Genomic DNA, 14,280 nt, shown 5'->3' with positions numbered 1-14,280 from the left:
GGGCGAGCCGCCGCCGTTCAGCGCAGTACGGCCGCCAGCAGATCGGTCCCCAACGCCGTCACCTCGGGAAGGCTGAGGGAGTAGCGGACATAGCGGCCGTGCCGCCGGGAGGTCAGCAGACCCGCGCGGCGCAGCACGGCAAGGTGGCGGGAGACCTCCGGCGGGGAGAGTTCCCAGGCATGGGCCAGTTCACCCGTGGTGTGCGGGCCGCGGGCCAGGGTGCGCAGCAGCCGAAGCCGCAGCGGATGGGCGAGCGCCTCCAGCCGCAGCGCGACCGTGTCCAGCGGAACCGGCTCCGGGGAAGTCGGTTCGGCCACGGGGTACTGCACCACCGGCTGCCACCTCGGCGCGTGCACCACCACCAGATGGGGGCGGCCGAAGGCACTGGGCAGGAAGGTGACACCGGTGCCGCGGGCGTCGGTCGCGTTGTCCTGAAGCTTGTCCACGACGATGCGGCCACCGTCCGGCGCCAGCGTGACGGCACCGGACACCGATGCGAGGGCGGCCCCCACTCCCTGGCGCTTCAACAGGTCGTTCTTCAGGCGCAGATCGGTCGCGAGCGGCACCGCGACGTCCCGCCAGGCCTCGTCGAAGAAGGCCTCGGCGCACTGTTCGAGCGTGTCGCGTATCCGGGCCCGTACGGCACCGGGATCCGCGAGCAGCCGTTCGGCGAAGGCCTCCTGGAGCGCACCGCGGGCCTGCGCCAGGTCCAGGGCCCGTTCCCGCGCCGCGGTGTCGGCCAGCGGTGACGGTCCGGCGAAGTGGACCCGGTTGCTGCCGCAGGTGGTGACGAGCGCCGCGGTCACATATCTCTCGTCGTCGATCCGGTCCACGTCGTCCAGTTCCTCGGCGAGAGTCGGCCGCGGCCGGGCGGGGACCAGGAAGTCGGCCCGTGAGGAACGCCAGAGGAACTCCGCCTCCCGCAACCGCTCGGCCAGTTCCGGCCGCAGCCCTGCCCACACCTTCCCTGCCCAGTCCGCGAGTTGCGGATGATGCCCGGGTTCGGCCAGCACATGCAGCATCGCGGTCAGCTCGGCCAGCGGGGAGGCCGCGAAGCGCAGCCGCTCGGAGGGCAGCCCGGTGATGTCGATCCTCAGGGTCATCCCCTCATCATCACCGGCCGGACCGCCGGTGACCTCGTCGATTGACGGTGTCCGTCAACCCGCGTGCCGCCGTCGGGCGCCCGAACGCAGCGTGGGCGCCATGGCCCTCACCACCACGATCCAGCCCCGCTCCCTCGTCCGCGCCTTCGGAGGCCCCCGCTACGCCGTCGCCCTGGCCGTGGACGCGCTCGGCACCGGCCTGCTGCGGCCCTTCCTCCTGCTCTACGGAGTCATGGTGCTCCACCTGTCCGCGCCGGTCACCGGAACCGCCATGACGGTCGGCGTGGCCATGGGCCTGGGATGCATGCCCGTGGTGGGCCGATGGCTGGACCGCGGTGCACGGAGTACGGCGGTGGCGGCGTCGATGCTCGTACGGGTGCTCGGCGTGGCGCTGCTGCTCGCCGCCCCGGCCGGCTGCGTCTGGCTGTTCGCGGCTGCGGCACTCTTCCTGGGTATGGGCAATCAGGCCTGGCCGGCCGCCCATGCCGCCCTCGTCGCCACGCTCGCCCACGGCCGGGAACGCGACGCGGCCCTGGCGGCGGGCCGCTCCCGGCGCAACGCCGGTCTGGGCCTGGGCGCACTCCTGGCCGCCGCCTGCCTGACGGGCGGCACCGCGGCGCTTCAGGCGCTGGCGGCAGTCACCGGACTCAGCTGTCTCGCGGCCGCCGTCCTGGCCTGGTCGGTTCAGGTGCACGCGGATCCGGCCACCGCCCCCGCCAGGTCCGCCGAGGGCGAGCCCGCACCCCGGATGCGCACACTGCTGGCCGCCAATGTGGTCTACGTCTTCTGCCTCAACGTCCCCGAAATCGCGCTCCCCCTGATCCTGGTGTCACAGCTGCACGCCTCCCCGGTGTGGTCGGCGGCCGTCTTCGTGGCCAACACCGTGCTGGTGGTCACCCTCCAGGTCCCGGTCACCGTCCTGATGTCCCGCATCCCCCGCCGCACCGCCCTGGCGCTGGCCGGTGTGGTGCTCACCGTGTCGTATCTCGGCTTTCTCGTGGCCGCCCTGCTGGGCAGCGGCTGGGCCGCCCCGGCCGTCGCCGCGGTGTCCGTGGTCTGCACCCTCGGAGAGATCATCTACGCGGGCAGCGCCACCGCCCTGGTCACCGCACTCGCCCCCGCCCACGCCCTGGGACGGGCCCTCGCCCGCTTCCAGCTCTCCACGGGTTTCGGCCTCGCCGTCTCCCCGGCGGTGATCACCGGCCTCGCCCCGCAGGGCCCGGCCGTGCTCTGGGGCACCCTCGCCGCCGCGACCCTCCTCTCCGCGTCAGCCGTCGCCCGCTGAACCGGCACCGTCCCCTTCCCCTCAGGAACCTCTGCCGACGCGACCGTAGGCGCAGGGTGCAACCCCGCCTAAAATCACAGGAGTTACCCGGTGGAGGGGGCGCATGCATGAGCCGTCCGCTGCTGCACGGACGCTTCCCCGAAGTGGCCGACACGCTGCCCCACCTCCGGCTCGGCTGGGCACCGACGCCGGTCCGGCGCCTGAGCGGGCTGACCGACGCGGTCCCGGTCTGGTGCAAGGACGACAGCGTCTACGGGGAGGGCGGCTGGGGCGGCAACAAGATCCGCAAGCTGGAATGGATCCTGCCGGACGCCCACCGACGGCAGGCGCGCACTCTCCTCACCGCGGGCGGCCTCGGCACCAACTGGGGCCTTGCCGCAGCCCTCTACGGCCGGGAGCACGGCCTCACCACCGCGATCGCCCTGGTCGACCAGCCCGTCGACGACCATGTGCGGGGGCAGTTGGCCCGGCTGCGGCGTTCGGGCGCCGTACTGCACTTCACCCGCACCAAGCGGCGGACCATCGCCACCGCCCCCTGGCTGTTCCTGCGGCACACCACCGGCCACAGGCCTCCCTACGTCCTTCCCGCGGGCGGCTCCTCCGCTGTCGGCACCCTCGGCTATGTCGAAGCGGCCCTTGAACTCGCCGATCAGATAGCGGCGGGGGAGCTGCCCGAGCCCTCCCATGTGGTCACCGCGGTCGGTACCGGGGGCACGGCGGCCGGACTGGCGCTCGGCCTGCGGCTGGCGGGGGTGCGGAGTCGGGTGGTGGGTGCGGTCGTCAACGACTCCCTGCGCCTGGACGGCCCGGCCGTCGCGGCACTGGCCCGCCGGACGGAACGTCTGCTCCGGGAACGGGGCGCGGACTTCCCGCCGGTCGGCCTCGCCGCGGACGAGGTGACCATGGTCAGGGACTGGCTGGGCCCGGGCTACGGCCACACCACACCCGAGGCCGAACGGGCCCGCTCCCTCGCCGCGGCCACCGCATCGCTGCACCTCGAAACCGTCTACACCGCCAAAGCACTGGCGGCACTGCTCGCGATGGCCGACGACGGCCGTCTGGGCCCCGGCCCCGTGCTGTTCCTCCACACACATGGCCCGCGTTGAGCCCTACGACGGCCGTCCGGACGGACCTACGGTGAATTCCGAGGCGGAGTCGGGCAATGACGCCTCAGTCCGCAGCCTCAGCTCCGGCGCAGCCTGATAGCCTGCGGCCTTCGCCGGTCACCCGGACGGAGTCCCCAGTGGGGCGCCATGTCACACCATCAGCACCTCATGACAGCCCTCGATGCACTGGACCGCGCCTTCGCCTCCGAAGAGCCGTTCCCCGTCGGCGGTTGCACGTACTGCTACGGCGAGGAGGGACTCGCCGAACTCTCCGGGCCGCTGCATCTCATACCCGACGACATGGTGTCCGCGGCCGCCGGAGAGGTGCCCAGCCACTGGGACGACTTCCCGCGTCTCTACCGCCGTCTCGTCCCGCGCATCATCCGCCCCCTTGTCGCAGGTGAGTTCCACGTCTCCGAGGAGCTGATCGCCAGCCGCCTGGTCGAGGCGGGCTGGAGTACCTGGGACGCGCCCGTGGCCGATGCTCTTCGCAACGTCTGGACCGCATGGTGGCATGCCACCCTGCACACCCATCCCAGCCCGGTGTCCATCAGGGACACCCTTGCCCTCGTCACCGTCGCCACCGACAGCCTGCGCCCCTGGCTGGACAGATGGACCGCCACCCGCACCCCGGCCGCCGACGCGCACCTGGCGGACCTGATGGCCGACGTGCTGTTCGAGTACGAGATCTCCGACCTGAGCCTGGGGTTCTACAGTGAGTACCACGCCACCGCGGAGCTGGTGGAATGGCTCCTCATCGATGTGCGCGACCGGGTCACCGACTCCCGTCTCGACGACCCGGACCTCATTCACCACCTCCGGCAGCTGATCAGCGCTCCAGCTGACGTCTGAACCGACACGGTTCACAACCCGGCGGCGCCAGGAGCCGCCCCGCACGCGGGGCCGGTGTGTGTCCACGCCGGTCCCACGTGAGGGTGCGGTGCGCCACAGGGCTCATCCGACGTCACCGTCCCGGCCCGCATCCGACGGGGTCAGTAACGGAGTCCCGTCGAGCCGCCCGGCACCAGCATGGTGCGCACAGCGGCGGCGGCACCCCGGGCGCGGCGCTGCGGATCGTGGTCCGTGCTGGCCCAGGCGATGCGCGCGTCCGGCCGGATCAGGACACTGGTGACGTCGTGCCACGGTTCGGCGGCCAGGACACGGTCGACGGCGGCCCCATGGTGTGCCACATCACCGGCGCCCGTCGCGCCGGTCAGCGGGGTGTGCCCGCCGTCGAGGTCGAGCAGCACCATCCTGCCGTCGTGCAGGAAGGGGTGTGGGGCCATGGACGGAGTCGTGTCGGAGCGCAGGACGAGACCGGCGAGCCGTGTCCCGGCCAGGGGATGCGCCGGACCGCCGTCGGGTTCGGCGGGGATGCCGTATCGAGGGTCGCCGAACCCGGCCACCCGTCGGGCCCACAGCAGATTGGTCTCCGGCTGTGCCAGGGCTTCCGAGAAGGCGTCGCGCAGGGCGACCTCCTCCGGCGATTCGGCGCAGAACAGCGCGACCTGGGCACGCGTGTTGTCCATGACCGCGGCTGCCGCCGGGCGCCGTTCGACGTCGTAGCTGTCGAGCAGGGAGGCCGTGGCGCGCCCCTGCACCGTCGCCGCGAGCTTCCAACCGAGGTTGGCGGCGTCCTGGATACCGAGGTTCATGCCCTGGCCGCCCGCGGGGAAGAACATATGGGCCGCGTCTCCCGCGAGCAGCACGCGCCCCGAGCGGTACGTGGCCGCCTGCCGGGTGGCGTTGCCGTATGTGGAGAGCCATCGGGGCGAATGCATGCCCAGGTCGTGGCCCACCACCGCCCGGGTGTACTCCCGTGCTTCCTCCAGCGTCAGGGGAGCGCCCGTGCCCTGACGCATGGTGGCCGTGGAGATGCCCGCGAGGCGGTGCACCCCGTTCCCCAGTGGAACGGAGATGACGACACCCGCGGGTCCCCTGGTCATCAGCGGCTCCTGGGACGGATCCTCCAGGACGGCATCGGCCAGCCAGCCGGTCAGTGTGGTGTCGGAGCCCGGGAAGTCGATTCCGGCGGCTTCGCGTACGGCGCTCCGGGTGCCGTCGCACCCGACGACCCAGCGGGCGTGCACGGTGCCCAGCCTGCCGCCGGAACCGACGACGAGCTGGACCCCGTACTCGTCCTGTGCCAGTGAGACCAGCTCCTGGCCGCGGCGGACCTCGGCCCCGACCGACGTGGCGTACTCCTCAAGGAGCTGCTCGGTCTCACACTGGCCCAGCGCCAGCGAGAACGGGTGCAGGGCCCCCGTACCGCGGAAGTCCAGCCGGGTGCCCGCGGCACCGAAGTGCCCGGTGGGAACCGGTATTCCGCGTTCGATGAAACGCTCGGCGACACCGCGCGTGGCGAAGGTGTCCAATGTCCCGGCCTGCATGCCCACCGCACGTGAGCGGGGATCACGTGTCGCGTTCTTCTCCAGGACGATCACCGACACATCGCGCAGCCGCAGTTCGGCGGCGAGCCAGAGCCCGACCGGTCCGGCTCCCACCACGACCACGTCGGCGTCCGCTCGGGCCTCGGTGCCTAGGGCATTCCTCACTGGGTCCCACCTTCCTTCTGTCCGGGGAATGAAGAGCTCGACGAATCCGCGGTGGCTCAGCGGGCGCTGCCGAGATTGCGGTCGTCGTCCGAGCCCTGGAGCATCAGGGTGGTCTCCTCGATACGGCTGAAGCGGCCGTCGGACGCCAGGTCGGCGAACACATAGACCTCCATGGTCACGGTCGAGCCGTCCTTCTTGGTGATGTAGCAGGTGTGCCGGTCGGCGTACTTGGTGCCGTCGAACAGCTCCTCGTGGACCTCGACCCGGCCGTCGGCGACCAGGGTCCGCAGGTGGCTGATGTGCTCCAGGAATTCGGCGCGGTCGGCCCACTCGCCGTCCGTGCGCTGGCGGTACTCGGGGGCGAAGTGGCGGTCGGCGGCCTCGTCCAGGGTGATCGTGTCGTTGAGGAGCAGGTCGGTGAGGGCGGCCTGGATGCCGGTGCGGGTCATGGGAGTTCCCTTCGGGGCGAGTGCGTTCGCGATGCGTGCGCTGCGCACGCTTCGCCTTCACTGTAGCACCCAGTGCGTGCGGCGCGCACGCGTCTTGGGTGACGCGGATGCACTGCCCCGCGTTGTCGCGGCGGTGTCGCGCGGCTGTCGGCCGAGGGAGCGCCGCTACGAGTGCAGCCCTCGCGACCGCCCGGCCGTTCTCCGGCCTGCCGGGGGTTCTGCGTTGCTGCGAGTGGCTCGTCCAATTCCCCGAATGGGGCATGAAATTAGGCTGGGAGAGTGGTAATTCTCCTTTACCGGATGGCCCTGCCCTGCCTCGTGCTGCATTCTTTTTTAATATAAAAGGATAACTCCGGAAGGGAAGGCCGATGTCGGACGAGGTCATAGTGGTCGGGGCGGGCCCGACGGGGTTGATGCTTGCCGCAGAACTGCGGCTGGCGGGTGTGGCCGTCACCGTACTCGAGCGCGCAGCCGGGCGTGGCTCGTACTCCAAGGCGCTGGCACTCCACACGCGCACTCTGGAGATATTCGCGATGCGCGGCATATGCGAGCGATTCGCCAGCAAGGGCGCTCGGCTTCCTGTCTCCAACTACGGCGGCCTTTCCACGCCGCTGAACCTGTCCGTGCTGGACAGCCGTTTCCCCTTCACGTTGATCACCAGTCAGGTGCGCACCGAACACCTGTTGGAGGAGTGGCTGCGGGAGCTGGGCGGGGAGATCCGGTGGCAGCACCAGGTGCGGGCGGTGCACCAGGACGCGGACACCGTCACCGTGGAAGTGGAGACTCCCAGCGGGGTCCATACGATGCAGGCGGACTGGGTGGTGGGCTGCGACGGCGCCGGGAGCACCGTCCGCACCTCGGTCGGCATCGAATTCCCCGGCACCTCGTCGACCGTTTCCGGGTTCCTGGGTGATGTGCTGCTCGAAACCCCGCCCACGGCGCCCGCGCAGCCGTACCGCAACGAGCACGGCGGTATCAACATCTTCACTCTGGAAGACGGGTATCACCGGATCGTCGGTACTACGCGTGACCTCTCCACCATCCCGGCTTCACAGGAACTGACCTTCCAGGAGCTGCGCTCAGCCACGATCGCGGTGGCCGGCACCGACTTCGGTATGCGGGACGCCCGTTGGCTCTCCCGCTACGGCAACGCCGCACGACAGGCCGCCCGCTACCGTGAAGGACGTGCCCTGCTCGCCGGCGACGCCGCGCACATGCATATGCCGTTCGGAGGCCAGGGGCTCAACGTAGGACTACAGGACGCCTTCAACCTCGGCTGGAAGCTCGCCTCCGTCTGTCACCACCGTGCACCGGCCGAATTGCTGGACACGTATCACAAGGAGCGCCACCCCATCGGGGCCGCGCTGCTGGAGAACACCCAGGCCCAGACGGCCCTCGGCGCCATCCACACGCCGGACATGCGGATGCTGCGCACGGTCGTGGACAGAGTCCTCGCCCGCCATCCCGAAGTCAATCGCGAACTGGCCAGTCAGGTCGCCGCCCTGGACGTCTGCTACCCCTCCGCGGAGGGTGGCCCGCTGATCGGCATGCGCGCCCCCGACATCGGTCTGGAAGGCGCTTCGGCCCCAAGTCTCTATCCTCTGCTGGCCGATGGACGCTTCGTCCTGCTCCACCTGGTGACGGCTGATGCAGCCATGATCGACCCGGACGCCATCGCCCTCAGCGGGAAACTCGCAGGCGGTGCGGAGCGGGTGCGGACAGTGGTCGCCTGCCCGACCACTGCGCACCAGGACTGGGACAACCTGGGCACAGTCCTGGTGCGTCCCGACGGCCACATCGCTTGGGCGCGCACCACCGCAAGCGCTCCGGATCGGATCCCAGCGGAATACGGAAGGGCAACGGCCGAGTCCGACCTCGTCGGCGCGTCCTCGGAGTAACACCGTGTCCCATGCGGTGGGGCGGACCGGCAGCAGCGACTTCTACAGCGTCACCGTCGCGCTGTACTTCTCGTCGGTGGCCGTTGCGCCGCCGTCGTACCCGACATAGGTGGAGACCCCGCCCGTCTTCCATTTCCCGCTCTGATACGCGGTCTGGGCGGTCGTACCGCCGAATGTGGTGTTGTACACCGTCACCTGACTGGAGGTGATCAGACTGCCGTTGCGGTACAAGGCTGCGACGACATTGATCGACGCGGACCTGCCGTTGCAGCTGACGCCCACGCCGCCGCCCACGCCGCCGCTGGGAGTGCGGTACGGGTTGTAGGCGGTGACGGAACACGTCGTGGCGTCCTTGGGGGAGGCGTGCACCGATCTGACGACGGTGACGCTCGCCCCCTCCAGGCTCATGGTGGCGCTGCGTTGACCGGCCGGGATGGTGAAGGTGCCGGTGTGGGCCGCGGGCCGGGTGGCGGCGTGGGCGGCGGGGGTGCCGAGTACGGCGAAGGCGGTCATCGCTGCCGCGCCTGCCAGGCAACCCGATAACTTCATGCGCATACGGCCTCGATTCAAAGGGAACGTGCGCGGCATGTCGGGGTGCGAAAGGTGAAGTCCGGCCTTGCGCAACGACGGAGAGCGAGCCGCACCGTGGAAGGCATTAACCGTCACGGTCTTTGCATCGGGTGAACGGACAACGCATTCGCAAAGAGGGCACCATGGTTCTCGGACTTCACTCACGAGACAGAAGTCCGAGGCAGAAGTCCGGGACATGTCAAAGGTGTCGCGGCCTGCTTTACGTCGTCCATGCCGAGGAGGGAAACCCATCTGCCGGGGTCTCGAGGCCGCGAAGATGTACGGCCTGTACGGCCCCAGGGTTATCCCGGGGGCGATGTCAGGGTCTTCCCCGATTCGAGAGGAGCCGCCGGGACGTCACTCTGTGTGTCATGACGAACCATCAGCCCTTCGCCCACCGGGGCATGTCCGTTCTGCGTGTGGTCACCACCTGCGCGGTCGCGGCGGTCTGTGCCCTGGCCGGTGCCCTCCCCGCCCGGGCGTCGGCCCCCGCGGACCCCGCGACCCATGCTCCCCAGTCGGCCCACCGCCCTGTCCTCCCCGCCCCCACCGGCCGGTACCGGGTCGGCGAAGTGGCACTGCACCTGGTCGACCAGTCGCGCCCCGATCCATGGCAGTCCGGGCAGAGCCACCGCGAGCTGATGGCCGGTGTGTACTACCCGGCGGGGCGCACCGCCGGCTTCCCGGCGGCCCCGTACATGCTGCCCGCGGCGGCCGCGCACTTCGACGGCGTCACCGCCAACACCTACCTCGGGCTGCAACTGCCGACCGGCCGGACCGACTGGGCGGACACGGTCACCCATGTGGCGCAGGGCGCACCGGTGGCCCCCGGACCGGACGGCCGACTGCCGGTGGTGATCTACTCCCCGGGCCTCGGCGAACCCCGGACCTGGGGCACCTCCCTGGTGACCGACCTGGCCAGCCGCGGCTATGTCGTGGTCACCCTCGACCACACCTATGAGTCGCCCGAGGTCCAGTTCCCCAACGGCTCACTCGCCACCATGCTGCCGCCGACCGATCCCGACTCCTTCATCCGGAAGGCTCTCGCCGTCCGGGTCGCCGACACCCGGTTCGTGCTGGAGCAACTCCAGCTCCTGACCTCCGGCCGGAACCCGGATGCGGAAGCCCGGCGGCTCCCGGACGGCCTCGCCCGGCGGCTGGACCTGTCCAAGGTCGGCATGTTCGGCCACTCGATGGGCGGCACCGCCACAGCGATGACGATGGACGCCGACCCCCGGATCGCCGCGGGTCTGGACATGGACGGCAACCTCACCAACTTCGACGGCTCGCTCATGCCGGTCGCGCAGCACGGCCTCGACCGGCCCCTGATGCTTATGGGCAAGGACGGCACCACGGACACCGGCCCCGGCTGGCAGGCATTCCGCGACAACACCCGGGGCTGGACCCGGCAACTCACGCTGCGAGGTTCGGAGCACGCCTCGTTCACCGACGCGGAGGCCCTCCTTCCGCAGCTCGGTCTGTCCCCCTCCGTACAGACCGCCGACCTCGGCACCATCGATCCGGCCACGGCGATACGCACCAACGAGGCCTATACGGCGGCATACTTCGATCGCTGGCTGCGCGGTCGCCACTCACACCTGCTGGACGGCCCGTCGGCCGAGTATCCGGCCATGGAATTCGTCAACTGATGCGCTCCCCGGGGAAGTCCCCGGGGCAACACCGCGCCGCAGCGAGGCGACGCGGGCCGACAGCCGCGCGGCCCGCTGCGGGAGAACGGTCGCGGGAGTACGGCCGCGGGAGAACGCCGTCAGCGGTGGGACAGTACATTGACGACCCGCCCGTTGGGGTCGCGGACGAAGAACCGCCGCACGCCCCACTCCTCGTCCTGCAAGGGGTGGACGATCTCCGCGCCACTGTCCCGCACGGCCGCATAGGCCGCATCCACGTCGTCCACCTCGACACTCATGTCGGGGGTGACCGGGGCCGTCCTGTCGCTCGTCATCACACTGATCTGCGCCGCCGGACTGGACGGGGAGGCCAGGGTCATGATCCAGCCATGGTTCATGACCTCCTCGAAACCCAGCAGGCCATAGAACTCCCTGCTCTCCTGCCCTGCCTCCGACTGGATGTTGGGCACCACACGACGTACGGCCATCGACGACTCCAGGTGAGAGCGGACATGTCTCCGGGACCCTCCACCAGTACTACGGCACACCCGCCGCCGCACAGCCCTCCCGCTGGGCCGTCGGTGTGGCAGGCGGCCCTCCCGGCCCCGTGCGCCGGGGGAGCGGAGAGGGCTGCTGCTAGCTTCGCCAGATGTCGGAGGGGCACTGGCGAAGCAGGTCGGCGCCGGATCATGACTGGGTGCGGGAGGTTGCGATGTCGATGGAGGGCGAAGACCCCGGGGAGTCTGCCACCGCCCGGCTCAGACGGAGACACTTTCTGGCGGCGACCGGGGCGGCGGCCGCCACTTCGGTCACGGCGGCCGGTCCGGCTCATGCCGCCGGGCCGTCCCTCGCCGGGCCGTCCCTCGCCGGGTCGCCCTTCGACGGGCTGTCCGGGGCACCGCATCCGGGGACCGTGGCGCGGCTGCTCGCCGTCCCCGAGAGCGGCCGCGGTCTCGACTGGCTGAAGGCGTCCCTCCAGGTCGCTCTGGAGCTCGAACTCTCCACCATTCCACCGTACTTGTGCGGCTGGTGGTCGATCACGGACCGCGGCGGTGAGGCGGCCCGGTTGATCCGCCGCATCGTCGGCAATGAGATGTACCACCTGGGCGTGGTCTGCAACCTGCTGGTGGCCGTGGGCGGACGGCCACGCATCAGGGACTCGGCGCCCGCCTACCCCGGCCCGCTGCCCGGGGGCGTACGCCCCGGCGTGAACGTCTATCTGTCGGGCCTGACCCGATCATTCGTCTGCGATGTGATGATGGCCATCGAAGCCCCCGAGGAACCACTCACCCGGAGCGCGGACGACCCGCCGAGCGTCGGCGCCTTCTACGGTGACCTGCTGAACGCGTTCCGGGCCACGGCACCCGTGTTGTCGGCACGCGGACAGCTGTCCGAGCACATCGGCGCCGATCTGCTCAGACCGGTGCTGACGCCGAGTGATGTGGAGCGCTCCCTGGAGATCATCCGGGAGCAGGGCGAGGGCACCGACAGCTCACCCGACGACGCCCTCCAGGACGACCACCCGGCGCACTACTACGCCTTCGCGGAGATCTACCACGGGCGGCGACTGCGCGAGACGGGCGGACAGTGGGACTTCACCGGGACGCCCGTGCCGTTCCCCGAGACCCGCCCGATGGCCAGGGTCCCGGCGGGCGGCTGGGTTCGCCCGCCCACCCCGGTCCGCCGGCTCCTCAACGACTTCGACATCACCTACACCGCCGTGCTGGAGAATCTCGACGCGGCCTGGGCCAGGGGCGACCGCCGCGCCCTGAAAACAGCGGTCTCCGCCATGCACCGGCTGGAGTCACCGGCGGTGGAGCTGATGGAGATCCCCATCTCCGGCGGACGGGAGACCTACGGTCCCCAGTTCCGCCCGGTCTGACCGCGGCGCACGGTCTGAGGGCGGCACACGGTCCGGGTGCCGCGGCCCCGTCGGAGAAGAGGGGCCGCCGCACCGTCGCATGGGCCGGGGGAGGTCCAGTCGCTCACGGCGGGCTTGCTCCTCGCGAGCCACCGAGTCGTGCACCACGTCGACCTGACCGTCCCCGCGGGCCGGGTCGCCGTGATCGTCGGCCCCCACGGCTGTGGCAAGTCCACCCTGCTGCACCGCCCCGAATCGGGCAGCGTCCACGCCGACGGCGCCGACATCTGGAAACTGACTCAACGTCAGGCCGCCCGCAGGATAGCCCTGCTGCCGCAGTCGCCGCGCGCACCCGAGGCCGTCACCGTCACCAGCCTGGTCCGCTACGGCCGCCACCCCCACCAGGGGATCCTGCGCCCACCAGCGCCCTCGACCTCGGCGACCCCGGCCATGTCGTCGACGTCCTGGAGCTCGTCCGCCGGGTGGCCGCCGACGGCCGGACCGTGGTCATGGTGCTGCACGACCTGGCCTCCGCCGCGCGCTACGCCGACACCGTGATCGCCGTGAAGGACGGGCGGGTCCTCGCCCAGGGGCCTCCCCGCGACATCGTGGACGAGGCACTGGTCAAGGAGCTGCACCGGGTGGACGCCGACATCCTCCACGCGCTCTCGGACGGCGCACCGGTGGTGATACCCCGGAGTCGCGCACCGCAGCCCACGTGACGGTGAGTGACGGCCGGGCAGCTCGGCGCCGCGCCCGAAGTCGCCCGAAAATGAGCCATTCCCAGGACGGGGGGCGCCCGTGTGCTCCTCCCCTCGAAGGAGGCGGAGGAGCACACGGGCGCCGGGGCCGACCAGGCAGCCGTCGACGCGGCGGCCGGGGCTCGGGTCAGAACTGCAGCGGGTCGAGGAACGTCTTGTTGTCCTCGCTCAGCGACAGGCGGCTCTCGATGGTCGGCGCGAAGTCCCCGTCGGAGAAGTTCAGATCGAGTTCGTACCCGAACTTCCAGGTGTCGTCACCGTGGGGCTGGATGTTCAGCCGCAAGTGACCCGCCTGCAAGGCGTCCCAGGTGACACCCGGCCGCACCTTCAAGGTGATCGGGTGGGTCGTGCCGTCGCCGAACTGCCCGAAGAAGCCGGTCGCCGAGGCGGCCACCTTGTTGCCGCTGTCCAGAACCTGAACGGACAGCAGGGTGTCGCTGTCCTTGTTGTCGTCGAGGGTGAAGAACGTGATCGACGCGTCCGTCAGCGTCGCCCCCGTGGCCGCCGGGCGTTCACGGACGGACGAAGCCCCGTGCGACACCACGGCCGATGACGCCCCACTGGCGGCACTGGCCACCCCCGCCGATCCGAACACGACGGCGAGAACGGCGGCGACCGAGGCCGCGGCCCGCCCCGTGATTCTGCTGGTCCTCATGGCACTCCCCTTTGTGTGCGACGCGAGACGCGGTGTCCGGGTGGAACCCCCGTCCCGTCTTCGGTTCTCGGACGACGGCAGTGGCGAGCGTTCACATGGCCGTCCGCCCCCTTCCGACCGCACAGCGGAACGGAAGCGGAGCGCGGGCCGGCCCCCCGGGTTCCCGGGAGGTGTCCGTCCCCGGGTGCCCCTGCCGATCGATGGAGCCCAGTATGTGGTGCGGCCACACACCGCGGATCCGTAGAACTGACAGGTGAAACGGGCGGCCGTTCACCAGCGGAAAGGGGCCGGGGGGGGCCCCCCCCCGGCCCCCCCCCCCCCCCCCCCCCCGGGGCCCCCCCGGGGGGCCCGCCCCCCCCCCCCCCCCCGGCGCCCCCCCCCGCCGGGCGGCCCCCCCCCCCCCCCGCCC

Annotated in this window: 12 protein-coding genes and 1 pseudogene; 7 read left to right on the top strand and 6 right to left on the bottom strand. The window is 70.9% G+C overall.

Going from position 1 to position 14,280, the window contains the following annotated elements:
* Window positions 1-17: 17 nt before the first annotated feature.
* Window positions 18-1,103 carry a DUF5937 family protein gene (locus ACIHAA_RS23820; protein ID WP_399820365.1) on the bottom strand — a complete coding sequence of 362 codons (1,086 nt, stop codon included), beginning with the start codon at window positions 1,101-1,103 and terminating at the stop codon, window positions 18-20.
* A 100-nt stretch (window positions 1,104-1,203) separates the two neighbouring features.
* On the opposite strand from ACIHAA_RS23820, the gene ACIHAA_RS23815 reads away from it, so the two are divergent.
* The 3 genes from ACIHAA_RS23815 to ACIHAA_RS23805 all read left to right on the top strand — a co-directional run bounded on the left by ACIHAA_RS23815 (window position 1,204) and on the right by ACIHAA_RS23805 (window position 4,346).
* A complete protein-coding gene (locus ACIHAA_RS23815) occupies window positions 1,204-2,388 on the top strand; it encodes an MFS transporter (RefSeq protein WP_399820363.1) in 1,185 nt (394 codons plus the stop codon).
* Between the two features lie 107 nt (window positions 2,389-2,495).
* On the top strand, window positions 2,496-3,494 hold the full coding sequence (locus ACIHAA_RS23810) for a 1-aminocyclopropane-1-carboxylate deaminase/D-cysteine desulfhydrase (RefSeq protein ID WP_399820361.1): 999 nt from the start codon (window positions 2,496-2,498) through the stop codon (window positions 3,492-3,494).
* Window positions 3,495-3,641: 147 nt separating this feature from the next.
* Entirely contained in the window at window positions 3,642-4,346 is a 705-nt protein-coding gene (locus tag ACIHAA_RS23805) for a hypothetical protein (RefSeq protein WP_399820358.1), read from the top strand.
* Window positions 4,347-4,486: 140 nt separating this feature from the next.
* Here the strand turns inward: ACIHAA_RS23805 and ACIHAA_RS23800 are convergent, their stop codons facing one another.
* Together ACIHAA_RS23800 and ACIHAA_RS23795 are read right to left on the bottom strand one after the other, a co-directional pair.
* On the bottom strand, window positions 4,487-6,049 hold the full coding sequence (locus tag ACIHAA_RS23800) for an FAD-dependent monooxygenase (protein WP_399820357.1): 1,563 nt from the start codon (window positions 6,047-6,049) through the stop codon (window positions 4,487-4,489).
* A gap of 56 nt (window positions 6,050-6,105) precedes the next feature.
* On the bottom strand, window positions 6,106-6,498 hold the full coding sequence (locus ACIHAA_RS23795) for a nuclear transport factor 2 family protein (protein ID WP_399820356.1): 393 nt from the start codon (window positions 6,496-6,498) through the stop codon (window positions 6,106-6,108).
* A gap of 368 nt (window positions 6,499-6,866) precedes the next feature.
* On the opposite strand from ACIHAA_RS23795, the gene ACIHAA_RS23790 reads away from it, so the two are divergent.
* A complete protein-coding gene (locus tag ACIHAA_RS23790) occupies window positions 6,867-8,396 on the top strand; it encodes an FAD-dependent monooxygenase (protein ID WP_399820354.1) in 1,530 nt (509 codons plus the stop codon).
* A gap of 42 nt (window positions 8,397-8,438) precedes the next feature.
* Here ACIHAA_RS23790 and ACIHAA_RS23785 read toward each other — a convergent pair whose 3' ends face one another.
* Window positions 8,439-8,909, bottom strand: coding sequence for a hypothetical protein (locus ACIHAA_RS23785; RefSeq protein WP_399820352.1), 471 nt, complete (start codon window positions 8,907-8,909; stop codon window positions 8,439-8,441).
* 428 nt (window positions 8,910-9,337) lie between these two features.
* On the opposite strand from ACIHAA_RS23785, the gene ACIHAA_RS23780 reads away from it, so the two are divergent.
* On the top strand, window positions 9,338-10,615 hold the full coding sequence (locus ACIHAA_RS23780; RefSeq protein ID WP_399820350.1) for an alpha/beta hydrolase family protein: 1,278 nt from the start codon (window positions 9,338-9,340) through the stop codon (window positions 10,613-10,615).
* A 119-nt stretch (window positions 10,616-10,734) separates the two neighbouring features.
* Here the strand turns inward: ACIHAA_RS23780 and ACIHAA_RS23775 are convergent, their stop codons facing one another.
* Entirely contained in the window at window positions 10,735-11,082 is a 348-nt protein-coding gene (locus tag ACIHAA_RS23775; RefSeq protein WP_399820348.1) for a VOC family protein, read from the bottom strand.
* Between the two features lie 209 nt (window positions 11,083-11,291).
* On the opposite strand from ACIHAA_RS23775, the gene ACIHAA_RS23770 reads away from it, so the two are divergent.
* Together ACIHAA_RS23770 and ACIHAA_RS23765 are read left to right on the top strand one after the other, a co-directional pair.
* Window positions 11,292-12,476, top strand: coding sequence for a ferritin-like protein (locus ACIHAA_RS23770; protein ID WP_399820346.1), 1,185 nt, complete (start codon window positions 11,292-11,294; stop codon window positions 12,474-12,476).
* A gap of 114 nt (window positions 12,477-12,590) precedes the next feature.
* A pseudogene (locus tag ACIHAA_RS23765) lies at window positions 12,591-13,177 on the top strand (ABC transporter ATP-binding protein).
* A 166-nt stretch (window positions 13,178-13,343) separates the two neighbouring features.
* Here the strand turns inward: ACIHAA_RS23765 and ACIHAA_RS23760 are convergent.
* A complete protein-coding gene (locus tag ACIHAA_RS23760) occupies window positions 13,344-13,871 on the bottom strand; it encodes a hypothetical protein (protein WP_399820344.1) in 528 nt (175 codons plus the stop codon).
* Window positions 13,872-14,280 lie beyond the last annotated feature (409 nt).

This window comes from Streptomyces sp. NPDC052040, from assembly GCF_044548405.1.
Lineage (GTDB): Bacteria > Actinomycetota > Actinomycetes > Streptomycetales > Streptomycetaceae > Streptomyces.
The sequence above is the reverse complement of the archived record's forward strand: the minus strand, read 5'-3'. Positions and strand labels throughout refer to the sequence as shown.

Bases quoted from the DNA above. Each gene is read 5' to 3' on its own strand.
- ACIHAA_RS23820 (WP_399820365.1), bottom strand. From the start codon at position 1,103: ATGACCCTGAGGATCGACATCACCGGGCTGCCCTCCGAGCGGCTGCGC.
- ACIHAA_RS23815 (WP_399820363.1), top strand. From the start codon at position 1,204: ATGGCCCTCACCACCACGATCCAGCCCCGCTCCCTCGTCCGCGCCTTC.
- ACIHAA_RS23810 (WP_399820361.1), top strand. From the start codon at position 2,496: ATGAGCCGTCCGCTGCTGCACGGACGCTTCCCCGAAGTGGCCGACACG.
- ACIHAA_RS23805 (WP_399820358.1), top strand. From the start codon at position 3,642: ATGTCACACCATCAGCACCTCATGACAGCCCTCGATGCACTGGACCGC.
- ACIHAA_RS23795 (WP_399820356.1), bottom strand. From the start codon at position 6,498: ATGACCCGCACCGGCATCCAGGCCGCCCTCACCGACCTGCTCCTCAAC.
- ACIHAA_RS23790 (WP_399820354.1), top strand. From the start codon at position 6,867: ATGTCGGACGAGGTCATAGTGGTCGGGGCGGGCCCGACGGGGTTGATG.
- ACIHAA_RS23785 (WP_399820352.1), bottom strand. From the start codon at position 8,909: ATGACCGCCTTCGCCGTACTCGGCACCCCCGCCGCCCACGCCGCCACC.
- ACIHAA_RS23780 (WP_399820350.1), top strand. From the start codon at position 9,338: ATGACGAACCATCAGCCCTTCGCCCACCGGGGCATGTCCGTTCTGCGT.
- ACIHAA_RS23775 (WP_399820348.1), bottom strand. From the start codon at position 11,082: ATGGCCGTACGTCGTGTGGTGCCCAACATCCAGTCGGAGGCAGGGCAG.
- ACIHAA_RS23760 (WP_399820344.1), bottom strand. From the start codon at position 13,871: ATGAGGACCAGCAGAATCACGGGGCGGGCCGCGGCCTCGGTCGCCGCC.